The following is a 23,577-nucleotide window of genomic DNA, read 5'->3' on the forward strand; positions in this document are numbered from 1 at the left end:
GCTGTAGTATACTGTTAATGGGTTGTCCACAACGCGCCGTTAATGGAGTCGCGGGAAGCCCCGGTAACCCCGCTCAGCACATTATCTTCCTGCCGCCAGCGCAATGTTCCGATAAGCGCCATGATCAACGCCTCTTTGAAACTAACAGTTTGCTCATCCGGTACCTCCACGGTAATGCCCAATGGCTCCAGCTGTTGCCGGATCGTATTCACCAGGAAAGTATTAAACGCGCCGCCACCGGTTACCAGCATCTTGCCAGGCCCTTCCGGCATCTGCGCTTTCAGCGCTTTTACGGCCTGCGTGATTTGTACGGCGATATGCTCTACATAAGTGCGGAGCTTGCCCTGTACAGAAATGCGCAAAGGCGCTATCAGCGGCAATATGGTATCGGTACCAAAATCGTTGGCCAGTGATTTCGGCCACGGTTTGGTGTAATAATCCAGTTGATTCAGTTGTTCCAGCAGGTTGCTGTCGGCCACTCCACCCGCTGCCAGTGCGCCGCCATCGTCATAGGGTTTATTCAGCGCAGCGGCCAGTTCATTCAATACCCTGTTGGCCGGGCATATATCAAACGCCACAAACTGTTCCGGCAGCTGCGCCGAAATATTGGCGATACCGCCCAGGTTAAGCCAGTACTGGTATCCCGGTAGCAGGTACTTTTCGCCAATAGGAACAATGGGGGCTCCCTGTCCACCCAATGCCACATCTACCGCACGGAGGTCGTTGATAACAGGTAACCCTGTTACGGCAGCAATGGCTGCGCCATCTCCCAGCTGGGCGGTCATTTGCTGCGCGGGTATATGAAAAGTAGTATGACCATGTGAGGCGATAAAATGAATTTTATGATCCAGCTGGTTCTTTTCAATGAATTGCAGGATGCGCCGGCCGGTATAATGCCCGTATGCGGTATGTAACAACAGGTAATCCTTTGCCGGCAGGGAAGTGGCCTGTGACAGCTGCTCCACCCACTCCGGCTCGTAAGGCAGGCTCTCCGAGGCCCTGATAACATAGGTCCATTGTCCGCGTATCTCGGTCAGTTCTGCAAAAACTATATCTAATCCGTCTAATGAGCTACCAGACATGGCGCCAATCACGTTATATACCATCGACAAAAAATTTGAGCAAAGGTAGTTTTAAAATATTTTTTTTTCGATTTATGGAAACAGGATCGCCCGGCACATCCTACAGGCAGAAAAACTACTTCGCCATGAAAAAATATCTCTCTTTACTATTGCTCATCTGCCTGGTGGCATTTACTGCCTCCGCCCAACAGGTACGGGTTATTACAGGTATTGTAACAGACAGTTTGCTTAAAAGTCCCCTCGCCAATGTGGTCATAAGGGTAAAAGGTACAGATGTATTAACGGCCACGGATAAAAAAGGGCAATTCAGCCTGAAAACCGCCACAGGGGCCCTGATCCTGGAAGTAAATGCTGCCGGTTACCCGGCGGTTGACATAGCAGTGAAAGACGGGCAGCATAAAATAACCGTACAGCTTACCAAACTGCAGCCGCTTGATAAAAAAAGGAACCAGTATGTGATGCAGGGCAATACCACCGATGCGCTGCAAGGCAGGGTAGCCGGGGTTAGTACCTCCGCGCTGTCTGAAGTAGTGGTGGTAGGCTATGGTGCACAGAAACGAAGACATGTAACCGGTTCTGTTACTACTATCAGGGGTACCAGCAAGAACTACGCCCCCTCCCCGGTTTACAATACTGAAGACTACAGCCCCATTAACGAAAACATTTTCCACACAGCTACAGACCAGCCCCTCAGTACTTTCAGCATTGATGTGGACAGGGCCTCCTACAGCAACGTACGCCGTTTCCTGAACCAGGGCATGATGCCGGAGGCGGACGCAGTGAGAGTAGAAGAGATGATCAATTATTTTGACTATCAATACAAAGCGCCCGAAGGAAAAGACCCGGTAGCTATTTATACCGACATGGCGGTTTGCCCCTGGAATACCGCTCATCAGCTGGTGCGGGTGGCCCTGAAAAGCAAACAGGTGGATACCCGGGAACTCCCTCCCTCCAACCTCGTTTTCCTGATAGATGTTTCAGGCTCCATGTCTGGTGAAAACAGGTTGCCGCTTGTTAAACGCGCGTTTGCGGTTTTAACGGAGCAGCTCCGCCCGGAAGACAAGGTAGCCATTGTAGTATATGCCGGTGCAGCAGGAGTAGTACTGCCGGCCACCAGCGGCAGCGATAAGAAAAAGATCCTGGCCGCACTGGATCAGTTAGAGGCAGGTGGTTCCACTGCCGGTGGTGCAGGCATACAAATGGCCTACACCATTGCCGGTGAACTGTATTCCAAAAACAGCAATACCCGCGTAATACTCGCCACCGACGGCGATTTCAACGTGGGCGTTTCCAGCGACGGAGAACTTACCCGGATGATCGAAAAGGAAAGGGAAAGAGGCATCTCTCTCTCAGTGCTGGGTTTTGGTATGGGTAATTATAAAGATAATAAACTGGAATTGCTGGCAGATAAAGGCAATGGCAACTATGCCTATATTGATAACTTTGAAGAAGCCCGCAGAACCTTTGTGACCGAATTTGGCGGTACCCTTTTTACCGTAGCAAAAGATGTAAAACTACAGATAGAATTCAACCCGCAGTTCGTGCAGTCGTACCGGTTAGTGGGCTATGAAAACCGGGTGCTCGCCAATGAAGATTTCAACAATGATAAGAAAGACGCCGGGGATATGGGCGTAGGCCATACCGTAACTGCCCTGTATGAAATTATCCCTACCGGCGCAAAGGGTACTGCCGCTAACTGGGTAGATCCGCTGAAATACCAGGAAGGTAAAGTGATTGGCAATAAATCCGAAGTACTTACCGTAAAGCTGCGGTACAAACAACCTGACGCCAGCAAGAGTAAATTGATGGAGAAAGTATTGCCTTACAGCAGCCAGGAGATCGCCGACGCGCCCGAAGATTTCCGGATGGCCGCTGCTGTAGCAGCTTTCGGACAATTGTTGCGCAACTCGGCCTTCAGAGGCACTGCCACTTACGACCAGGTGTTATCCTGGGCCGGCAATTCCAAAGGAACAGATACAGAAGGCTATCGTGCTGAATTCATCCAGCTGGTAAAAAAAGCGATGCTGCTGAACAAAGAGTAGTTCCACTATTTTTCGGTAATTTGCGGCCTCAAAGCGATAGCTCATGATTATCAATTTAAGTGAAACCAATTCATTGGTGGGAGAATGGTTAAGCGAGATCAGGAATATAGATATTCAGCAGGACCGTATGCGCTTCCGGCGTAATATGGAACGGCTGGGCGAAGTAGCGGCATATGAGATCAGTAAAACACTGAGTTACGAAGAAAAGGAAGTGACTACCCCTATGGGTATTGCTACCTGCCGGGTGCTGAAATCACAACCGGTCCTGGCCACTATTTTACGCGCAGGGCTGGCACTACATCAGGGATTGCTGCACTACTTCGATAAAGCAGATCATGCCTTTGTTTCTGCCTACCGCAAGCATAATCACGACGGTTCTTTTGATATCAGCCTGGAATATGTAAGCACTCCTTCTATCGATGGGCAGGTGCTGATCCTTTCCGACCCGATGCTGGCTACCGGCTCTTCATTGGTGAAAACGATAGAACACCTGGAAGAAATAGGCAAACCCAGTCATATACACCTCGTGGTGGCCATTGCCTGTACCGTAGGAATCGAATATGTATTACGCAATACCAAAGCGAGTCTGACCATCTGGGCCGGTGATATTGATGACGAACTAACCGCTAAAGGCTATATAGTACCGGGGCTTGGAGATGCCGGCGACCTGGCTTTCGGAAATAAATTACAACAATAACTTAGAATAATCGTTTTACGGATAGCAGTTTTGTATCTTTAAAAAGAACAAAGCTGCTATTTGTTTTTTGCTAAACCGGACCGTTTATACATGAATTTAATTTGAGATATGATTTAATTAATGTACCTTCACCCGTATTGCATAAACCCTATGCTATAAGCTTAATGATATGAAAAGAGCTTTACTATTCCTGGCCATATTACTTTATTTAAATCCTTTGCGGGCGCAGGACCCGCACTTCTCGCAGTTTTTTGCGTCGCCGCTAACCCTTAACCCAGCGTTTACAGGTTTATTTTCAGGAGATTATCGTTTATCCGGTAACTACCGGTCGCAATGGAGGAGTATTTCTACCCCCTTCGTAACAGGTACCGCCGCCATTGATTTTGGCATTTTGAAAAACGTAATTTCTTATACCGATATCTGGGGCGTGGGGCTTATGGCGATGTACGACAGAAGCGGCGGTGGTGCGCTCACATCCAGCTACCTTTCCTTCAGTACAGCCTATCACAAAGGACTGGATCCCGAAGGCAATCACACCCTGGCCATTGGCTTACAGGGTACGCTGGTGCAGAAAAGAATAGACAATACCAAACTGCAGTTTGAGAACCAGATCGATAACAACGGGTATAACCCAATGATTCCCAGCAATGAAACACTGGTAAATCCTAAAATATCCTACTTCGATCCCAACATCGGTATTTTATACAACGGCTTAATCGGCGAAGCATCCAATATTTACATGGGCGCCTCCTATTATCATATTACCCAACCTACCGAATCATTCATGAACCTTACCCAGAACAGGCTCAGCTACCGCTGGACCTTACACGGAGGAGGTTCTGTTCCGGTAAACGGACAAGACAGGTTTCATGCCAGTATCCTCTACATGAAACAAAGCACCGCTTCTGAATTCACCTTTGGTGGCGCCTATGGCTTCATGCTCAACGACATGGACGATAATCCCACCACTTTTTACCTGGGTAGCTGGTATCGCCTCAAAGATGCCGTTATCCCCTATGTGGGCCTTGAAATCAAAGGCTTCCAGATTGGTCTTACCTACGACACCAACGTATCCAGCCTGAAACCAGCCTCCAACTACCGCGGTGGACTGGAAATTTCACTCATTTATATCCACACCCGGAACGAAAACAATAAATATAAAACGCTCTGTCCACGTTTCTAGGACAATGGTTTTTGTGATATAATAATTATCCTGATTCAGGAGTTCATAACATCTTATGATCTCCTAAATCAGGATAATCATTTAAAATCATGATAATCATTGTTAATTTTGCGTTAGTTTCGTTACGCTTTCATAAAACCAGGAAAAACACACATTCAGTTACAATAAAATATTCAGGCGTTGTTTTCATTCAGAGAAGTACTGTCGGCCATCCAGTCATACGGAAAAGCCCATCAATTCATACTACAGCATAAATTATGGAAATGGATCCTGATTCCTGGAGTGATCTATTGCCTGTTATTTTTTGCAGGATTTTACTTTGTATGGGGCTACTCCGGCGACTTTGTGGAATACCTCACCCGGCTGATGCATATCACAGAATGGGTACAGGAACTGGAAAGCAGCTGGGTAAGCTTCCTCTTTATCCTCGTCGCATTTTCTATCCGGATTGTATTTGTATTCTGGTACTTTTCCTATTTTAAATACCTGTTCCTGATAGTCGCTTCTCCCGTGTTTTCTTATTTATCTGAGAAGACAGAAGCCATCCTGGATCATAAAGACTTCCCGTTCAGCTGGTCGCAGCTGGGCCAGGATATCCTGCGCGGGATCAAAATGTCGTGCCGGAATATTGTTTATCAAACCGCCGCCATCCTCATCCTCTTACTGATCTCTTTTATACCGGTGATCGGCTGGCTTACCCCGATGCTGGGATTCTTTATCGAATCTTATTTTTATGGCTTCTCCATGATGGACTATAGCTGTGAAAGACATCGTTTAAATATGTCGCAGAGCATCGACTTTATCCGCCAGCACCGTGGCATGGCCATCGGTAACGGCATGGTGTTTTACCTGTTCATGCTGATCCCCGTACTGGGCTGGATGCTGGCCCCCTCCTATGCAGTCATTGCAGCTACTATTGACTTACAAACAAAAAGACTGAAATAATGAATACCACCGGCAAAGTGTACCTGGTTCCTACTGTTTTGAGCGCCGACGCCCTATTCAGCATTCCCGCTTATGTAACCGCTATCGTGCAGCAATTATCTGTTTTTTATGTAGAGAATGAAAGAACAGCCCGCAGGTATCTGAAGTCGCTGGACAGAAACATCGTAATAGATAACCTGCAGCTCCTGCTGATGAATGAAAACCAGGCGCCCGACCTGGTTCTTGCAAAAAAATTATTACTCGAAGGAAAAGATATCGGCATCCTCAGCGAAGCCGGATGCCCTGCTATCGCCGACCCCGGCCACCTCATCGTAAAACTGGCACAGCGTATTGATGCCAGGGTGATCCCGATGATTGGCCCCAACTCCATGCTGCTGGCCCTCATGGCCTCCGGTATGAACGGACAGAACTTCCAGTTTGTGGGATACCTCCCCATCAAACCACCTGAAAGAACAAAGATGATCCGGGAACTGGAACAGGAGTCCGAAAAGAAAAAGCAAACACAATTGTTTATTGAAACACCTTACCGCAACAACCAGCTGCTGAAAGATATACTGGATAACTGTAAAGACTATACGCAAATTTGTATTGCGGCAGATATCACCGCTCCTGCAGAGTATATTAAAACAAAAACGGTAAAGGAGTGGAAGAAACAATTACCCGATCTTCATAAACGACCGGCTATCTTCCTGCTGTACGCAGGCAACGAATAAAAGAAGGGGAATTACGGCATCGTAATTCCCCTTTATATTTTAAGGCAGTTCCGACTTCACCGGATCCTTAATGGAAATAATGCTGTCTACAATAAATGCGCTGTATCCCCTCCAGGGAATGGCGCCCAGGTATTCTTTGTAGTGCAACTCCACCATCTTTCCGCTGGCCGTCATCAGCTGCTGTGCAATCTGTTCGCTGCTCACGGAAAATTCAAATTCGTTCGACTGGATAGTACCGGCTACCTTGCCCCGGTAGCCCGACTGGATCACTTTGCCTTCATAGGTTTTAAAGATGTATCCCTTCTGCACAAAATAATTCAGCTCCCCGGCTTTAACGCCCTGTCCGAAAACAAAATAGTATTTATAGAAGAAAATACCTCCCAGTACCAGTATAATAACAGATACAATGATAAAGACAAACCGACCCATAGTTAGTTTTTAGTGATGGATGATCAGAAATTCTGATCTACAAGATAAATGAAACCTGCCATACCAAACGCACCCAATTCCAGTTCTCTTTTATTCACTGCTTCAAACACGTCGTTCGCCGCATGATGAATATCAAAATAACGCTGCGAATCAGGAGAAAGTTCAGCCATCGGGGTACCTATTGCCTCATTTAACTGGCCTACATCCACACCGCCGCCTGGTTCATCAAAATCGTAAATGCCATAAGGCTCAAAAAGTGGCTTCCAGCTGTTCATTTTTGCCTTGTGGGCAGCATCCATAGTGGTAATGAAGCCGCGTGGCGTAAAGCCGCCGGCATCGCTTTCCAGGGCAAAAACGTGCTTCTCCTGGCGGGTTTTAGCTACTTCCGCGTATTTCTTGCCGCCACGGGTACCATTTTCTTCATTGGCAAACAATACTACGCGCAGGGTATGCTCGGGCTTCATGCCCAGTGCTTTAAAGGCACGCAATACTTCGATGGACTGTACACAACCGGTACCATCATCATGCGCACCCTCCGCCACGTCCCAAGAATCGAGATGCCCGCCAACAGTGATGTACTGATCCGGGTATTTGCTGCCTCTCAGTTCCCCGATCACGTTATGCCCGATGGTGTCTTTCTTCATTTCGCAATTGGTACGCAGAAATACGCTGGCGCTGTTATCATCTTTTAAGCGCTGGCTCAAACGGTCGGCATCTTCCAGCCCGATGGCCACCGCCGGAATTTTAGGATAGGCGCTGTCGTACTGCATAGCCCCGGTATGCGGGAAGTTATTGGCGCCATGCGTCATAGATCTTACAATAACTGCCACGGCGCCGTATTTGGCGGCCCGGCTGGCGCCCTGGCCACGATACTTTACGGCATCGCCATAGGAGTAAAACGTTTTTATAAACGTAGGATTGAAATGATAGTTATAGAAAACGATCTTTCCCTTTACCTGGTCCTTTTTTGCTTCGAGGTCATCGAACGAAGCCACTTCCAGTACCGGTGCGGTTACGCCATCCGGTCCGCTGCCCACCGAGTTGCCCAGGGCCAGTACTTCCAGTGGCGGTATAAAGTCGCGGCGTTTGGAGATAATACGGGCTTCTTCCTTGGCGCCCCTTATCCAATGCGGCACCATACACTCCTGGAGATAAACGGTATCCGCACCAGCGGCTTTAAGCGCCTTAACGCCCCATTCTTCGGCTTTCACCATTTGTGGGGACCCGGCCAAACGGCCGCCTATCTGCTTCGTGAGGATCCGCAGGTTTTCGTAGGCAGTGCTGTGGATTAATACTTCATCAGCTAGTTTTCTCAAGGTCACAGAATCCTTCTCCTGTGCCACCGCCAGGGCCGGCAGGGTACAGGCTAACAAAATTGGCATTATATAATTTCTCATGCAGCAGGTTAATTTATGGTTAAAACTACTAAAAAAGCTGAAGGAGAAAAGCATAAAGGTATCAAGTAGCCAACTCTTTTGTCCGGCGGCCCCCGGGCTACCGCTCATCCTTCTCCCTCAGGCATTATGCGATATCGTTCTGCTTTTTAGTACCTTTGCGGGATGCAAAAAATTAACTCATGCGCATAGGAATAGTATGTTACCCCACTTACGGTGGTAGTGGGGTGCTGGCCACAGAGCTGGGGAAAGCCCTGGCCGACAAAGGCCATATGGTCCACTTTATTACATATCAACAGCCGGTAAGGCTTAATGCATTTCACGCTAATATATATTATCACGAGGTTCAGGTTCCTACATATCCGCTTTTTGATTTTCCACCTTATGAATCTGCCCTCAGCAGTACTATGGTAGATGTTATCATTAATCAGAAACTGGACCTGCTGCACGTTCACTACGCCATTCCACATGCATCTACCGCCTATATGGCCAAACAGATCGTGAAAAAGCATGGCAGAACAGTGCCTTTTATCACTACACTTCACGGTACAGATATTACCCTGGTAGGTAAGGATAAAACCTACGAACCGGTGGTTACCTTCTCCATCAACGAGTCTGACGCTATTACCGCTGTTTCCGAAAACCTGCGGGATGAAACCTATAAATCGTTCCCGATAGAAAAGGATATCACGGTGATCTACAATTTTGTGGATACCCAGCGCTTCAGCCGCCGGGAACTGCCTCATTTCAGACAGGCCATTGCTCCAAATGGTGAAAAGATCCTCCTGCACGTATCTAACTTCCGTAAGGTAAAGCGGGTACCGGATGTGGTAAAGATCTTTGCCCAGGTACGCAAAGCAGTGCCGGCCAAACTGCTGTTGGTAGGCGATGGCCCGGACAGGCCGGCTATTGAATGTCTTTGCCGGGAATTAGGTATTTGTGATGATGTAAGATTTGTAGGTAAACAGGAGCAACTGGAAGATGTAATGTCTATCAGTGATCTGTTCCTGCTGCCATCGGAATATGAAAGTTTTGGATTGGCGGCGCTGGAAGCAATGGCTGCACGGGTGCCTGTGATCTCCTCCAATGCAGGCGGTTTACCGGAAATCAATATCCCCGGACAAACCGGTTATATGAGCAATGTAGGGGATGTAGACGGAATGGCTGCCCATGCGATCAAACTCCTGAAAGACGAAAAATTACTGGAGCAGGTACGACAGGGAGCATGGGAACAGGCGCAACGCTTCCATATCGATAATATCATTCCACAATACGAAGCTTTATACGAGGAAGTACTGCAAAAACAAGTGCAGTTGCTTTAACGGGCACGTATCCATTTTTCCGGATTCTGTTTCACCATATTGCGGTATATCTGTAATTCTATTTCCCCGGTATTGCTACCTGCACCTGGTGCGGCCACACCAAGTGTTTGCCCACGTTTTACAGAAGCCCCTTTGCTGACACGAACATCCAGTAATCTCACATAATTGGTAAAATATTTTCCGTGGCGCAGGGTTACCATATACCCTGCGCCCGGTACCATAAATACCATAATTACCTCCCCGTCGAAAATGGCCTTCACTGCGGCGCCTCTTGCAGTAGCAATGATAGTACCGTTATGATCCACTTCAATTTTGCCAACCCTGCCAGCGCCGAAATGACCTGTAACACGGCCTGCATCTACCGGCCAGGGCAGGCGGCCACGGTTGGCCTCAAAATCGCGCGATAGGGAGAGCGCCTCCGGAGTAGCTACCAGTGCATCTTCGCTGGAGGTTTTAGCTTCCGGTGTATCGTCTTCTGCTGTTTCTTCTTTTTCCACTTTTGCCGGCGGTTTCTTACCTGCTTTTTTTGCCGCAGCAATAGCGGCTCTTCTGCGGGCAGCTGCCTGTTCGCGCCGCCGGGCATCAGCAGCCTTTTTACGGGCCAGCGCCTGTGCTGCAGCTTTCTTCTGCGCCGCAGCTATTTCCCGCCGGATGGCGTCCTGGATAGCCCGGTCTACCTGCCGGGCTTCGGCTTTACTTTTATTGATACGCTGCTGTAATTCCTGCTCCTGGTCCTTCAGCTGGGCAATGGTTTTATCTGCTTCCTTTTTATCCTCCAGCAGATCTACCCGCTGCCGTTGTTCTGTTTTTAATGCCCCTGTTTTCTGCGCCCGTTGTTGTTCCAACACCGCCAGCTTCTCTCCCAGCAATGCTTTGGTAGATAGCAGGCTTTCTGCTTCCTTGCGCCTGTTTTCACGGTATTGCTGCAGGTATTGATACCGGCGGATGGCGTCATTAAAACTGGTGGCAGAAAAAAAGAAGTTCAGCACCTCATATGAATCACGGGTTTTATAAGCGTATACTACCAGCTGCGCATACCTTGCCCTGAGAGAGTCAACTTCTTTCTCCAGCGTTTGTACGTTGCTGTTAGTATGGCTGATATTTCCTTCTATAAAACTGATTTCCTTGTTAATGTTAACGATCTGCGCATTGCGGGTGGAAATTTTCCGGAGTAGTTCCCGCTGCAGGGCAACATTTTGCCGGGTGGATTTCCTGGTTTGCAGCAGTGATTTGTTCGCTTCTTCTATTTCTTTCAACAGCTCCTGTTTACGGTTTTCCAGTGCCGCGCGCGATTGCTTACTACCCCGCTGAGCATACAACAGCGCAGGCAGTAGCCACAGAGCCATCAAAAGAGGGATCAACTTTCTCAAAAAAAATGCATTTGGTTAGTAAGCGCAAAGCTGAAAGCATCCTTAAAATGCTTTCAGCTTTATCTCGTATAGTTTCAGCTATGTTTAAATTATCTTCTCCGGATCCACTGTTCAGGGTTCTGCTTGGTAATGCCTTTCCATATCTGCAGCTCCACTTCACCGGTGTTTTCAATATCGTTGGTGCTGGCAGTACCAATTACCTGCCCGGTTTTCACATTATCGCCTTTCTTCACGCGGGTAGTTTGCAAACGTACATACGTAGTAAAGTATTGTCCGTGACGGATAATAATTACATATCCCGAGCCAGGCATTACCACTACCGATTTTACTTCCCCGTCAAAAATGGATTTCACAGCGCCGCCTTTATTGGTGGCAATTACAATACCATCGGATGGTACCTGTATATGTTCCATTACCGCATGCTGGTGTATACCAAAATGCTCAATGATATTACCGGCATCCACCGGCCAGGGCAATTTACCCCTGTTGGCTTCAAAGCTCTCTGACAATGCCAGTGCTTCCGGTGTTGCTTCCAGCACGTTTTCTGTACGGGTTACTGTTTTTTCAGGTTCCGGTGCTGGCTCCGGTGCTTTCACAGGAGGCGGCGGTGGCGCTGGTGTATTATTGGCAACGTTGTTATTGTTATTATTGGCGGCAGCAGCTTTTGCTCGTTCTGCGGCAGCCAGTGCAGCGGCTTTACGGGCCTCTTCTTCACGGCGGCGTTTTTCTTCCGCTGCTTTACGGCGGGCCGTTTCTTCTTCTATTGCTTTACGACGGGCTTCTTCTATTTCCCTGCGGATTACCGCTCTGATTGCCAGCTGTACTTTCTGGGCATCTTTCTTACGCTGGTTAATATCCGTTACCAGTTCTTTCTCACGCCCCTTCAGCTTATTCAGCACTTCATCTTTTTCTTTCTTATCTACTTCCAATGTACTGCGTTGTTCCTGCTCTGTTTTAAGCGCATCAGAACGCCTTACCCGCTGCGACTCCAGGTTCTGGATCTTCTGATTCAGCTGCTCCTGTGTAGATACAATGTTATCTGCCTGCCGGCGACGGTACTCACGGTACTGCTTTAAATACTGAAAACGCTTTACTGCATCGTTAAAATTCTCTGCAGAAAATACGAAGTTCAGCATATCATAAGAAGAACGGTTTTTATAAGCATAGATCACCAGCTGTGCATACTGGGCCTTCAGGGTATCGAGGTCTTTCTGCAGGGTTTTAACATCCCGTGCAGCGGTATTGATATCCCCGTTGATAAAGTTGATCTCCTCGTTGATGTTGTTGATCAAACGGCTGCGCAGTGTAATCTTATCGCGCAATGCACGGAGTTGACCAAGACTTTCTTTGGTAGATTTCTTGGTTTCCTTCAGTTGTTCGTTTGCCTCATCTATTTCTCTTTGCAGCTCCTTCTTTCGTCGCTCCAGTTCTTCCCGCGACTGTTGCTGCTGCCCAGTATTCTGAGCAACCAACATGGCTGGTATTAACCATAGCACCAACATAAACGGGATAATCTTCTTCAAATACAACATGACTAAATTTAGTAACTGCAAATTAAATAAATATACAACGTTTATTAGTTTAATGAATACGACATTTACTCAATTAACATTTTACATACGTTTATAGCTGGCGGGCATGCTGAATGGAAAGGTGAGCGGCACATCAAAATCATAGCGTGTAAAGTCAAGTGCAACTTTCGTCACATTCTTTTCTTCTATGTAAATACGACGTGTAGTAGGGAATTTGCGGCCAGCCACTTTTGTGTAGTCTCCATAGGTCAGCTCACAGGAACGTTTCGCAGCGCCGGTACTGTCTTTATCCATCACTTTGCTTTGCTGCAATCCGTAGTCATCCGCAAACACATTAAAGAGACTGATAAACTTTGCATGATCGCAGCTGAAAGAAATAATAGCCGGCGTTTTCACTACCTGGTATACAGAATCCGTAAGATATACCGGGTTACCGATCAGCATGTCCTGGAGAGTATTAAAATCAAACGGGATATTCAGCAACTCCTCCGCGTCCGACATCCTCCGGAGAAATAACTGTTTATCCAGGCGGTTATACATTTTAAGACTATCCGGTGTGATCACGGCCCTTATCACTTCGTCTACAATCGGCGCTGACACGGATATCCATATGATGCTGTCTTTCTTAATACGGAAAGTAGCATTCAGGTTATTATGGCTCTTCCTGTCTGTTTCAAAAGCCAGCTTCATTTTGGCAGAAAAAGTATTAAACTCAATATGATTGGCATGAATACCGTTGAGCATTTCGCCGGTGAAGTGTGTCAGTTCTTCGTTTGTTGAACTATCTCTTGCCAAGGTTACTCTGTTGGTATCGGCGGCCGGGAAAGTTGTACGGGCCAGCTTTTTAGGATGGCGGCAGGCCATCATTCCCAAACCGATCGTTATAATTAAAAGTGTGACTTCTATTTTTCTCTTCATTGAGCGATGACTTATAGCAAATGCTTATTGAATATATCTTTTTTCAGCGATCTTACGGGCCAGGTCTACAGAAGATGCTCCCTTATCTTTAGCCATCTGCCAGTATTCCACCGCTTTTGTAACTTCTTTCAGATTAAACAGGATATCACCGTAGTGCTCCAGTACGTTCGGGTTTTTTTGTGCTTCCGGGTATTGCAATGCTTTCTCGATCCACTCTTTTGCTTCTGCAAATTTTTCCTGGCGGAAAAGGATCCAGGCGTAGGTGTCCATGTAGGTTGGACTTTCCGGTTCCAGTTCCAGCGATTGTTTTGACATTTCCGCTGCCCTTTCGAGGTTCTCCCCTCTTAACGAAAGATAATAGCTGTAATTGTTCATGATCAGCGCATCTTTCGGACGGAGCAGTAAAGCGCGCTCGTAGCTGCTGTCCGACTGGCGGTGCTGCCCGGTAGCATGGTATGAATCTCCCAGCAGGGAATAAATATCTCCCAGGAATTTCTTCTCTCCATTACCTATTTCCAATGCAGTGTTCAACGAGCTGATCGCAGCAGGATACTGTTGCAAAAGGAAACTGGCCACTCCTTTAAAGTAGTAGCCCATAAATTCTTTCGGGAACTTGCCGGTTACATTGTTACTGAGTGCCAGTAACGCAGTAGGATCATCTTTACGGGAATAGATCCACATCAGCTGATACCATACCGAGAAACGGCTGTCATCCAGGCTCAGGGCCTTTTTATAGCTAGCTTCAGCACTGTCCAGCATGTCGGCCTGTGAAAACATATCACCACGGAGGGCATATGCTTTTGCATCCGACGGATGCGCTTTAATGATGAGGGAAGTGAGTTGCAATCCTTCTTCCAGCTTGGTAGTATCCATGTTCATCATCTGCAGGTATGGATATACATACGCTACTTTTTCATCGATGCTGTAACCCGGATTGGCAAATGCTTTGGTAAGATTGGCCCAATAAGTAACTGTGTCGTTATTTTTCTTTGCGAAAGAAGCCAGTGCTATCAGGGCTCTTGGGTTATCAGGATCTTTGGCGAGAATGGTATGATATATTTCTATGGCTTCCGGCACACGGTCGTTGGCATCATATATTTCTGCCAGCAGATAATAATACCTGATTTCCTCCGGCTCCTGGTTAATCAGTTTTTTTATTTCGGCTGCTGCCTCATCCACCATGCTCATTTTCAGGAGCAGTTTCTGTTTCTGGTAAATGAGTTCTTCCACTACGCCCACCTTTTTTTCCAGCTGGTCAAATGCGGCAAGTGCAGAGGCAGGTTTATTGGCTTTTGCCAGTAAAATTCCTTTGTTATAAAGATAATCTTCGTTATCAGGATATCGGCTGGTAAGGCCTTCAAAAACATAGGCAGCGCTGTCAAATTTTTCGTTCACCGCGTAAGCATCTGCGAGGGTTACCTGGAACCAGTGGTTCTGCGGATCCAGTGCTGCAGCACGACGGGCAAAGATGAGCGCATTACCGGCGTTTTGTACTTCTATAAAAAGACGGGCTAATTCGTAATTAACGGTGGGATTATTTTTATTCAGCCGCAGATAGTCGGCATACTGGGTGATAGCCGTACGATAGTCTCCCAGCATTTTGGAACGCTGGGCGGCAAAAAAGAGGCTATCCGCCCGCTGTGACAGCACAGTGGCGTTATTAATGGTTGTGTCTTTACGTGATGCTGATGATTTGGCACCACTACAGGCTCCCATTAATAAAATACCAGCCAGCCCTATAACGGTGAAGTATATCCGCATTTATCAGGATTTACCGGTATGTCCAAATCCTCCTACACCTCTAACGGTTTCTGTCAGCACGGCTACCGGTTCTATGACCGCCTGAATAAAAGGAGCGATGATCATCTGAGCAATACGGTCGCCAGGTTGTATGGTTTGCGGTTCGTTGGATAAGTTGATCATGATAATCTTAATCTCTCCACGATAATCTGCATCTATCGTGCCAGGCGTATTCAGGAGCGTAAGTCCCTGTTTAATAGCCAATCCGCTACGGGGGCGGATTTGCGCCTCATAGCCAGCCGGCAGTTCCATGAATAAACCAGTAGGGATCAGCATCCTTTCCAGCGATTGCAGGGTAACTGCTGTTTCCAAATGTGCGCGGAGGTCCATTCCTGCCGCATCTGCCGTTGCATAAGCTGGTAATTCATTACCCGACTTATTGATTATTTTCACAATGATATCCGCCATTGAACAAAGATATTTTAAAATAATTATGAATGGTGAATTACTGGGTGATATGCTCCAGCAATACCACCGCGTGCGCAGTAACCCCTTCCTCGCGGCCTACAAAACCCAATTTTTCTGTAGTGGTTGCCTTTACGGACACATCTTCTGTACTCACATGCAGGATTTTGGCAATCACGGCCTGCATTTCGGGCACGTATGCTTTTATTTTGGGCGCCTCCAGGCAAAGGGTACTGTCTACATTTACCACCTGGTACCCTTTTTCCCCGATCAGCTGCGCGCACCGGGCTAATAATATTTTACTGTCGATATTCTTGTAAGTGTTATCGGTATCCGGAAAATGTACCCCGATATCTCCCAGGGAAAGCGCCCCCAGCATCGCATCACAAATGGCATGTAACAATACATCGGCGTCGCTGTGCCCCAGCGCTCCTTTATGATGTGGTACCAGTATGCCGCCAAGCCAGAATTCACGTCCTTCTGTCAGCTGGTGGAAATCTACTCCCAATCCTATACGTATCCTACTCATATTTGTAATAATTTAATCATTTTGCCAATCCGCAAGGTAAGCCAATAATATAAAAATCCCCCCGTTTTGCGGAGGGATTAAACGAGATAATTATTTAAAGCTTCAGTCATTTATATAATTAAACGACTAAATATGTGTTACCATCCTGTACGACTTTCCTCATCTCTCGGCCCGAGGTCAAAAGTAAGGGTAAAGCGCAATGTATTGGAAAGCGGGTTGCGCTGTATCCCTGATCCCGAAGGAACCAGGTAAGAGAAATTAAGCCCGAAGATATCGTACTTAACACCGATACCCGCCGTAAAATATTTACGGTTTCCCTTGTTCTTGTTTTCGTTGAAATAACCGGCTCTCACTGCAAATTGCTGGTTGTACCAGTATTCCATACCAACAGAATACATCAGCTCCTGCATTTCTTCCTTGATGGGAGCGTCGCCAAAGGAACTGAATATTCCCTCCAGTGTACCTTTCTCTTTATACAATCCTGCAGAATCCGGGGTAGGTACCAATAATTTATTGATATCCAGCGCAAAGGTCAGCTGATTGGCTTCATCCAGTGATACCGTATAGGCGGTACCGATACCCAGGTTGGTGGGAAGGAAGTCTTTATTGGCGGCGGAACTGGTGTAAGAAATCTTGGTACCGATATTAGTGATAGCCATACCAATGTTCAGCCTGTTTACCAGGCCATCATCTTTCTCAAAATCTTTGGTATAAAATCCCGATAAATCGGCAGCAAAGGCTTTGCCCGGCTTTATGCTTACGCTACCATTGCTTTGTCCGCCTGCCAGGTTGGAATAAATATAACGGGCGGTTAAGCCAATACCAAAATGATCTGACAGCTTACGGGCATAACCTGCATCCAGTGCAAATTCGCGCGGGCGGAAATCGCCGGTAGGCGTACCGGTTATATCTGTGAAATTGATTGTTCCGAGAGAAAAATATCTTAAGGAACCGGAAATGGCCTGTTGCTCATCCAGCTTGGTATAACCAGACACCGTAGCCAGGAAAACGTCGTTTACCAGTTCTTTTAACCAGGGGGTATAAGTAACTGCCAAACCGCCATTTTTTTCCGCAAAGGGAAGTTTGGAGAGATTGTTATAGATGGAAGATGCATCGGGGGATATGGCTACTCCCACGTCGCCCATAGCTCCACTGCGTGCATCCGGTGTAATTCTCAGAAAAGGAACCGCGGTATTGATGGTGTTGGTACGACCATCCGTTTGCCCGGGATTAGGAATTTGAGCTGAGGTTTGTAAACTTATGAAAGTACCGTAAATGAACACGAGGCCCATTGTTACCTTTCGGATCATGCAGATTTTGTATTTGATAAGGATGTAAAAATAATCTTATTTATTAATATAACACAGAAAGGGGTTTATTTGGGATAATGGCAAAAATTATTTTCCTCGCATAGGCTATAATAACACCAGCTTACCGCCCTTTATCTTCGTACCTGCGGAAGTCTTGATTGTTATCCTGTACACGTACAATCCTGAGGACAGTTTTGCTCCCGAATCATTACGACCATCCCAGGGCATGCCCTCAAAACGGCCGGCTGTGGAAATTATTGTGCTACGCATAGTTTTTACCAGTCTTCCGCCCAACGTAAACACCTGCAATGTAAGTTCCAGTTCTTCTCCCTGCCGGTTATGCAAAAAGGAAAACCGTGTTACATCATGAAAAGGATTCGGAAAGTTCCTTACTTCATCTACAGTCAGTATTCCCTGCTCCGCTACTTTGAAATAAATGGTTGTAGTAGCCCCATTGTTCCGGGAATCCCATGCTTTGATTGTAATCCGGTGTTCTCCAGTTGACAATCCTTTTAACGGGAAAAGGACGTTACCCTTTTTATAGCTATCCAAAGATGCCCCAAAATAATCATTTAACACAATATATTCTGTACTATCCAGAATTGCTGTCAGCTGGTAAAGCTCGTTATTCCCTGAAATATTAATGCCGCTGCTATCTGCCAGATCTACTATCAGCAAAGGATCAGGGCCTGTAATATCTCCGCTCCGGAAACTGCGGCTGTTGAGCCAGGCATTTACCGATGGCCCGCTCACATCAGCTACCGGCGGGGATATCTGCCCCCCGGTGGTGAAATTATCAAAATAACCATTACCATCCAGCTGCTCATTACTGGTATAATAACTGATTTTTCCTTTGCCATCACCTTCCCTGATATCCACGGGGGCCACAAATGTAAAGGAAAATCTGCCACTATTCACGGTTTGTGTACCCTGGAATAATACATTGCGCTGCAATCTATAGCCCGCCACCTGGCTGCCGGCGTCGTTAGCACGGGTTTTTAACAGGGCCGGCTGATCATATACGGTTGTATACAAAACACCGTTATAGGCCGTTACCCGGTTGCCGTGGGCATCTTCGATATGGCCTTTCACGGTATACATGCCAAGTCCTTTCACGGTGTCGGGTTGTCCTGTGGCAGCCCTGCCGTTAATGGAATCTGTGATCACGCGGTAAGTCGGGAATGCGAGGGTGAGCGCCGGATCTCCCAGCAGCTGGAACTTCCGGTTATTCACCGCATCGCCGGAACTACTGTAGGTAAGGTTCTTTGCCAGCATCGCAGCAGTACCCAGCGCAGGCATACGCCCATCTGCCGGTGGCGTGAACGCCACCTTCATATAGTTGGCGTTCATCAGCTGGTTGGAAGCCGAAAAAACCGCGCGGGTGGTGGTCATCAGCGCGATGGCGCCGCCGGTGTGCTGCAGTAATATTTTATGTCCCAGTGAGGTGATACCCGGATCATCATATGGTGCAAAATCGCAGGTGGCAGTAATAAACAGCGGGAGTTTATTTTCATTATACCAGTCGCTGATACTGCCCGCATCCATAATATTTTCCGCCGCCAGGCGGGAGTTGCTGCCATGACCGGTATAGTTCAGTACCAGTGTTCCTTTATTAATTCTTTGGGCAATTGCTTTGTTTACTTCCGGGTATATGGCGCCGGAGCTGCCCGTTTCCTGCGGATAGGCGTCTGCATAGATCTTATCTGTATTCAGCAGTTTCGCATCACCGGAAAGAATGGCGCCCATTTTTTCTGCGTCTTCAAAATGCAGGTTATCATCTTCATCATCTGCCAGCAGCGTTACCTGGTTACGCCATGCACCGAAGGCTGCGGGCTGCCGGTACCGCAGGATCTTATCCACTGCCAGCCGGGCCTCTGCTTCATTGCGTGCAGGAATGCGGCCAATACCGATATCCAGCAGATCAGGTTTAGCCGTTCCGGTGATATCTCCTTCATCTTTCAGTATGCCAAAGTAATCGTCGGATACGTACGACCGGATGGCGTCGAGGGAAGCCTCGCTTTGCCAGGAGGGGATGTCGTTGGTATTATTTTTTACCCGTTGCCGGTAATCATAAGAGGCGGCGCCAAACAACAACAGGTAGCGGGGTGCGGGCCCCCGGTCATAAAACATTTTTACATAGTCCCTCAGGGCCGTGGGATCAGGCGTTCCGGATGCAAACTCCTGGTACACCTGGTCGATGGTGGTTACCTGCACCGACAGCTGATCCGCTGTCCTGTGCATGGCGGCCAGCCGCTCCGCCTGTGGCAGGAGTGTACGGGTGGTAACAATGAGCATATCTGCCGGACCGCTGCCATGCAGGTCCTGGTTAGACGCCGTTCCGGCGAAGTCCGGCCGGCCTGCGGCGCCGGTCCGGAAAGCGATGTATTCATGCAGCCGGTCGTTTTTGCCGGTAAAGAGCAGGGAATCGCCCTGCAGGGTTGTTTTCATCACCACCGGGTTCAGCGGATCTGTAACGTCCCAGATATATGTTTGCGCGTTAGCGTTATGCACCGCAAAACGGCCGGGTTGCCCGCTGCCGGCGTAACGGGTACTGCGGAAATCCAGCACCCCGGCGGCGGGCAGTACCGGCGCACAACGCGCCTGCACTTCCAGGTAGTCCAGCCAGCCCTTGTCGTTGATATTGCCCGGCAGGAATTCTACCCCTATTTCCAGGTCCGGCTGACCGGCATCTGCCCCGCCAGTGGTGGCTGCGGCGGTAGCCACTCCCTCAAAAATATTACCCGTAACCGGCAGCAGGTACATATTGGTTATTGCCGGGGCTTTATTCACGGTGGCGTTGAAGTTACTCCCGGTGCTGCTCCGTGCGGCCGCCCGCATAGTTACCCACACTTTTCCTTCTGCAACGGCGGGCAGGTTAAACCAGTAGCTGCGTGTCAGGCCAACCACTTTACTGAACTCTTGTCCCCACCATTGTTTGCCGCTATTCAGGAAATTCAGACTGTCTCTTTCATAAAAGGCGTGATAATCAAAGGTATATTCCGGCGATGCTCCTGCCGGCTCTTCGCCTGCGGCGGTTACCCGGAGCCCTGTTCCGGTAGTGGTGATGTAATACCAGGCGGTATCTGCATACAGGTGCCGCTGGTGGGCAAAGGTTTTGGTGCTGCCGTTATACAGCCAGCGATGTGGCCCCGGGGCATAAAAAAGGGCATAGTCGCTGCCGTCCAGCACGCCGTCGCCTCCGTCGTCCACCTGCAGGGCTACTTCCGGCAGATCGTCGTACCGCGGAGTTGCATTAGGTTCCCCCAGCATCTGCCCCCCGCTTCCAAAAAGCCGCAACCCGGCAGATGGCTGCCCCGTGACCCCCATGCTTTGGAGAAAGGCGGCATCTATTTTATAGATCCCGGGGGCGCTGACACCTATCTTATACCAGCTGCCTGCTGCCAGCACAGAATTTTTTTTATACTGCCGAAGGCTGCTTTGGGCATATATTTCCCCTCTTCCTAAAAAAGAAAGCAGGAATACACCTATAAAAATATAACTGAGTTTCATTACCTTAATCGCAGTTTTTCGGCCGGTTGATATAGAAAGACCCTTATCAGCGGGAACGATTGGCAGCAAATTACAAATTAATTTTTTTCGCCATAAAATAAAAAAGAGTACATTTGCGTTTACTGTAAATATACTAGACTAAAGCTGTATCGCATGCGTAGATTAACCTCTTTATCATTGCTCGTAGGTACCAGCGTAATGCTATCCATGAGTGCCTGTCATAAGGACGGCGGGGGACTTTTCGGCAAGAAGAAGGAAGCTTCTTCCGCTACGGGCTGGAACTATAACGACCAGAAAATGGGCGGTTTCAGCGTAGCTAAAAACGTGAACCAGCAAACTGGTCCGGGCCTTGTTTTTGTACAGGGTGGTACATTCGCTATGGGAGCGACGGAGCAGGATGTAATGGGCGACTGGAATAATATTCCGCGCCGTATTACGGTTTCCTCCTTCTATATCGATGAATCTGAAGTAGCCAACGTACATTACCGCGAATATCTCTACTGGCTGAACCGCGTATACGGGGAATCATTCCCGGATGTATACCGCAACGCAATGCCGGATACCCTGGTATGGCGTAGTGAACTCGCCTACAACGAGCCACTGGTAGAATACTATTTCCGTCACCCGGCTTACAACGACTATCCCGTAGTAGGTGTTACCTGGAAACAGGCTACCGACTATTGTAAATGGCGTTCCAACCGTGTGAACGAAAAACTGCTGATGGATAAGGGTCTCCTCTCCAAAGCAGATGTGGGCAACCAGTCAGACGACAACACCTTTGACACCAAGTCTTACACAGCGGGCTTATACGAAGGTACGCCCGGTAAAATGTCGAAGGGTGCGAAAGACCAGTTCAAAAATTCTGACGGTACTCCCCGTAATGCTGCCTTTGAAGATGGTATCATGTTACCAAACTACCGTCTCCCGACAGAAGCAGAATGGGAATACGCCGCACTGGGTTATATAGGTCAGAACCCCGGCCCTTCCAAAAAAGAAGGCAAACACGGGGAAGAGCTGATCATGAACAAACAGGTTTACTCCTGGGGCACCAACACCAGCGGCTTACGTGATATCCGCCGCGGTACCATGCAGGGTCAGTTCCTGGCCAACTTCAAGCGTGGTTCCGGTGATAACATGGGTGTGGCCGGCGGCTTGAACGACCGTGCTTCTATCCCTGGTCCTATCCGCTCCTTCTACCCTAACACATTCGGCATCTATAACATGTCCGGTAACGTGGCAGAATGGGTACTGGACGTATACAGACCACTGAACCCGATCGATGGGGAAGACTTCAACTACTTCCGTGGTAATAAATTCCAGACAGTTTACCAGAACGAAAATAAAGAGTTCGAAAAAGATAGTCTTGGTCACCTGAAAATGCGTGACGTAACAGACGAAGAAAGTGCTAACCGTCTTAACTACCAGAAAGGTGATGTGATCAACTACCTCGATGGCGACTCCCTTTCACAGGTGGAATATGGTTATGGTATCACTACCCTGATCAACGATAAATCACACGTGATTAAAGGTGGTAGCTGGAACGACCGTGCTTACTGGCTTTCACCAGGTACACGCCGCTACATGCAGGAAGATATGGCCACTAACACCGTTGGCTTCCGCTGCGCAATGGACCGCGTAGGTAGCCCTGAAGGTAACAAGTTCAAAACAGGTAACCTGTTTAAGAAACAACGCCAGAAGAGATAGCGGATAGATCGCCTTCGGCGATGGAAATTGTCCTGGAGCAGGATTACACTGATTAACCGTGATTTTTAGGATTTAATTTTTAGGATTTTTATAAATGATTAAGGGAGATAAAAGCGGATATATTCGCCTTTATCTCCCTTAATCATTTATAAAAATCACGGTTAATCAGTGTAATCCTGCTCCAGGACAATTTCCATCGCCGAAGGCGATCCCACTCGCTACTTCCACAATTCCAGGATCTCTTCTGTATGATTTTTTGTGTCGGGCTTTTTGATGATGTGTGCAATCACACCGCTTTCATCAATGAGGAAAGTGGTACGATGAATACCATCATACGTTTTACCCATCATCTGTTTTTCGCCATACACACCGTATTGGTGTACAATCTTTTTATCTTCATCTGCCAGTAAGGTAAATGGCAGTTCGTATTTCTCAATAAATTTCTGGTGACTCTGCTCGCTGTCGGTGCTTACACCTACTACTGCGTATCCCTTTTTCAGCAGGGTATCATAGTTATCCCGCAGGTTACATGCCTGTGCCGTACATCCCGGGGTCATATCTTTCGGATAAAAATACAGCACTACCCGTTTGCCTTTAAAATCAGTCAGGGATACGGTTTTGCCATGCTGATCTTTTCCTTTGAAAACGGGGGCTTTATCGCCTTCTTGTAAGTTTCCCATATTTACGGTTTT

The 23,577-nt window shown here is 47.8% G+C and carries 19 protein-coding genes; 7 read left to right on the top strand and 12 right to left on the bottom strand.

The window, feature by feature from the left end; all coding sequences use genetic code 11:
• Window positions 1-14: 14 nt before the first annotated feature.
• Entirely contained in the window at window positions 15-1,106 is a 1,092-nt protein-coding gene (locus ACMXI2_RS25785; RefSeq protein WP_483778806.1) for an anhydro-N-acetylmuramic acid kinase, read from the bottom strand.
• A 50-nt stretch (window positions 1,107-1,156) separates the two neighbouring features.
• Between ACMXI2_RS25785 and ACMXI2_RS25790 the strand changes: the two genes are divergently transcribed.
• The 5 genes from ACMXI2_RS25790 to ACMXI2_RS25810 all read left to right on the top strand — a co-directional run bounded on the left by ACMXI2_RS25790 (window position 1,157) and on the right by ACMXI2_RS25810 (window position 6,662).
• Window positions 1,157-3,124, top strand: coding sequence for a vWA domain-containing protein (locus tag ACMXI2_RS25790; protein WP_483778807.1), 1,968 nt, complete (start codon window positions 1,157-1,159; stop codon window positions 3,122-3,124).
• 43 nt (window positions 3,125-3,167) lie between these two features.
• Entirely contained in the window at window positions 3,168-3,821 is a 654-nt protein-coding gene (gene upp, locus ACMXI2_RS25795) for a uracil phosphoribosyltransferase (RefSeq protein ID WP_483778808.1), read from the top strand.
• A 169-nt stretch (window positions 3,822-3,990) separates the two neighbouring features.
• A complete protein-coding gene (locus tag ACMXI2_RS25800) occupies window positions 3,991-5,004 on the top strand; it encodes a PorP/SprF family type IX secretion system membrane protein (RefSeq protein ID WP_483778810.1) in 1,014 nt (337 codons plus the stop codon).
• A gap of 180 nt (window positions 5,005-5,184) precedes the next feature.
• The gene (locus ACMXI2_RS25805; RefSeq protein WP_483778812.1) at window positions 5,185-5,949 is read left to right on the top strand and encodes an EI24 domain-containing protein; all 765 of its coding nucleotides are present in this window, start codon (window positions 5,185-5,187) and stop codon (window positions 5,947-5,949) included.
• Complete coding sequence (locus ACMXI2_RS25810; RefSeq protein ID WP_483778814.1) at window positions 5,949-6,662, top strand: SAM-dependent methyltransferase; 714 nt, start codon at window positions 5,949-5,951, stop codon at window positions 6,660-6,662. The genes ACMXI2_RS25805 and ACMXI2_RS25810 overlap by 1 nt, the downstream gene beginning before the upstream one ends.
• 39 nt (window positions 6,663-6,701) lie before the next feature.
• Here the strand turns inward: ACMXI2_RS25810 and ACMXI2_RS25815 are convergent, their stop codons facing one another.
• A complete protein-coding gene (locus tag ACMXI2_RS25815) occupies window positions 6,702-7,091 on the bottom strand; it encodes a hypothetical protein (RefSeq protein WP_483778815.1) in 390 nt (129 codons plus the stop codon).
• Between the two features lie 23 nt (window positions 7,092-7,114).
• A complete protein-coding gene (locus tag ACMXI2_RS25820; protein WP_483778816.1) occupies window positions 7,115-8,488 on the bottom strand; it encodes a M20/M25/M40 family metallo-hydrolase in 1,374 nt (457 codons plus the stop codon).
• A 179-nt stretch (window positions 8,489-8,667) separates the two neighbouring features.
• Here ACMXI2_RS25820 and bshA point away from each other — a divergent pair, with 179 nt between their 5' ends.
• Complete coding sequence (gene bshA / locus ACMXI2_RS25825) at window positions 8,668-9,807, top strand: N-acetyl-alpha-D-glucosaminyl L-malate synthase BshA (protein WP_483778817.1); 1,140 nt, start codon at window positions 8,668-8,670, stop codon at window positions 9,805-9,807.
• Here bshA and ACMXI2_RS25830 read toward each other — a convergent pair.
• The 8 genes from ACMXI2_RS25830 to porU form a co-directional block, all read right to left on the bottom strand.
• Window positions 9,804-11,153, bottom strand: a complete 1,350-nt coding sequence (locus tag ACMXI2_RS25830) for a murein hydrolase activator EnvC family protein (protein ID WP_483778818.1) — start codon at window positions 11,151-11,153, stop codon at window positions 9,804-9,806. The two genes, bshA and ACMXI2_RS25830, sit on opposite strands and share 4 nt — an antisense overlap.
• A gap of 113 nt (window positions 11,154-11,266) precedes the next feature.
• Window positions 11,267-12,700: a murein hydrolase activator EnvC family protein gene (locus ACMXI2_RS25835; protein WP_483778819.1), complete on the bottom strand. Its 1,434-nt coding sequence runs from the start codon at window positions 12,698-12,700 to the stop codon at window positions 11,267-11,269.
• A gap of 90 nt (window positions 12,701-12,790) precedes the next feature.
• Window positions 12,791-13,627 (bottom strand): lipoprotein insertase outer membrane protein LolB1, encoded by an 837-nt coding sequence (gene lolB1, locus ACMXI2_RS25840; RefSeq protein WP_483778820.1) that lies wholly within the window; start codon window positions 13,625-13,627, stop codon window positions 12,791-12,793.
• Between the two features lie 24 nt (window positions 13,628-13,651).
• Window positions 13,652-15,388, bottom strand: a complete 1,737-nt coding sequence (locus ACMXI2_RS25845; protein ID WP_483778821.1) for a tetratricopeptide repeat protein — start codon at window positions 15,386-15,388, stop codon at window positions 13,652-13,654.
• Between the two features lie 3 nt (window positions 15,389-15,391).
• Window positions 15,392-15,835 (bottom strand): dUTP diphosphatase, encoded by a 444-nt coding sequence (gene dut, locus ACMXI2_RS25850; protein WP_483778822.1) that lies wholly within the window; start codon window positions 15,833-15,835, stop codon window positions 15,392-15,394.
• Between the two features lie 37 nt (window positions 15,836-15,872).
• Window positions 15,873-16,361, bottom strand: a complete 489-nt coding sequence (gene ispF, locus ACMXI2_RS25855; RefSeq protein WP_483778823.1) for a 2-C-methyl-D-erythritol 2,4-cyclodiphosphate synthase — start codon at window positions 16,359-16,361, stop codon at window positions 15,873-15,875.
• Between the two features lie 137 nt (window positions 16,362-16,498).
• Window positions 16,499-17,671, bottom strand: coding sequence for a type IX secretion system outer membrane channel protein PorV (gene porV / locus ACMXI2_RS25860; protein ID WP_483778824.1), 1,173 nt, complete (start codon window positions 17,669-17,671; stop codon window positions 16,499-16,501).
• A gap of 105 nt (window positions 17,672-17,776) precedes the next feature.
• On the bottom strand, window positions 17,777-21,181 hold the full coding sequence (gene porU, locus ACMXI2_RS25865) for a type IX secretion system sortase PorU (protein ID WP_483778825.1): 3,405 nt from the start codon (window positions 21,179-21,181) through the stop codon (window positions 17,777-17,779).
• A gap of 153 nt (window positions 21,182-21,334) precedes the next feature.
• Between porU and ACMXI2_RS25870 the strand changes: the two genes are divergently transcribed.
• Window positions 21,335-22,885, top strand: coding sequence for an SUMF1/EgtB/PvdO family nonheme iron enzyme (locus tag ACMXI2_RS25870; RefSeq protein WP_483778826.1), 1,551 nt, complete (start codon window positions 21,335-21,337; stop codon window positions 22,883-22,885).
• A gap of 218 nt (window positions 22,886-23,103) precedes the next feature.
• On the opposite strand, the gene bcp is transcribed toward ACMXI2_RS25870, so the two are convergent.
• Window positions 23,104-23,565: a thioredoxin-dependent thiol peroxidase gene (gene bcp / locus ACMXI2_RS25875; RefSeq protein WP_483778827.1), complete on the bottom strand. Its 462-nt coding sequence runs from the start codon at window positions 23,563-23,565 to the stop codon at window positions 23,104-23,106.
• Between the last annotated feature and the right edge of the window lie 12 nt (window positions 23,566-23,577).

This window comes from Chitinophaga sp. G7 BAM 1005 (assembly GCF_057126945.1).

Excerpts from the sequence above, each read along its gene's own strand:
- ACMXI2_RS25785 (WP_483778806.1), bottom strand. The coding sequence starts at position 1,106 with ATGGTATATAACGTGATTGGCGCCATGTCTGGTAGCTCATTAGACGGA.
- ACMXI2_RS25790 (WP_483778807.1), top strand. The coding sequence starts at position 1,157 with ATGGAAACAGGATCGCCCGGCACATCCTACAGGCAGAAAAACTACTTC.
- upp (WP_483778808.1), top strand. The coding sequence starts at position 3,168 with ATGATTATCAATTTAAGTGAAACCAATTCATTGGTGGGAGAATGGTTA.
- ACMXI2_RS25800 (WP_483778810.1), top strand. The coding sequence starts at position 3,991 with ATGAAAAGAGCTTTACTATTCCTGGCCATATTACTTTATTTAAATCCT.
- ACMXI2_RS25810 (WP_483778814.1), top strand. The coding sequence starts at position 5,949 with ATGAATACCACCGGCAAAGTGTACCTGGTTCCTACTGTTTTGAGCGCC.
- ACMXI2_RS25815 (WP_483778815.1), bottom strand. The coding sequence starts at position 7,091 with ATGGGTCGGTTTGTCTTTATCATTGTATCTGTTATTATACTGGTACTG.
- ACMXI2_RS25820 (WP_483778816.1), bottom strand. The coding sequence starts at position 8,488 with ATGAGAAATTATATAATGCCAATTTTGTTAGCCTGTACCCTGCCGGCC.
- bshA (WP_483778817.1), top strand. The coding sequence starts at position 8,668 with ATGCGCATAGGAATAGTATGTTACCCCACTTACGGTGGTAGTGGGGTG.
- ACMXI2_RS25830 (WP_483778818.1), bottom strand. The coding sequence starts at position 11,153 with ATGGCTCTGTGGCTACTGCCTGCGCTGTTGTATGCTCAGCGGGGTAGT.
- lolB1 (WP_483778820.1), bottom strand. The coding sequence starts at position 13,627 with ATGAAGAGAAAAATAGAAGTCACACTTTTAATTATAACGATCGGTTTG.
- ACMXI2_RS25845 (WP_483778821.1), bottom strand. The coding sequence starts at position 15,388 with ATGCGGATATACTTCACCGTTATAGGGCTGGCTGGTATTTTATTAATG.
- dut (WP_483778822.1), bottom strand. The coding sequence starts at position 15,835 with ATGGCGGATATCATTGTGAAAATAATCAATAAGTCGGGTAATGAATTA.
- ispF (WP_483778823.1), bottom strand. The coding sequence starts at position 16,361 with ATGAGTAGGATACGTATAGGATTGGGAGTAGATTTCCACCAGCTGACA.
- porV (WP_483778824.1), bottom strand. The coding sequence starts at position 17,671 with ATGATCCGAAAGGTAACAATGGGCCTCGTGTTCATTTACGGTACTTTC.
- porU (WP_483778825.1), bottom strand. The coding sequence starts at position 21,181 with ATGAAACTCAGTTATATTTTTATAGGTGTATTCCTGCTTTCTTTTTTA.
- ACMXI2_RS25870 (WP_483778826.1), top strand. The coding sequence starts at position 21,335 with ATGCGTAGATTAACCTCTTTATCATTGCTCGTAGGTACCAGCGTAATG.
- bcp (WP_483778827.1), bottom strand. The coding sequence starts at position 23,565 with ATGGGAAACTTACAAGAAGGCGATAAAGCCCCCGTTTTCAAAGGAAAA.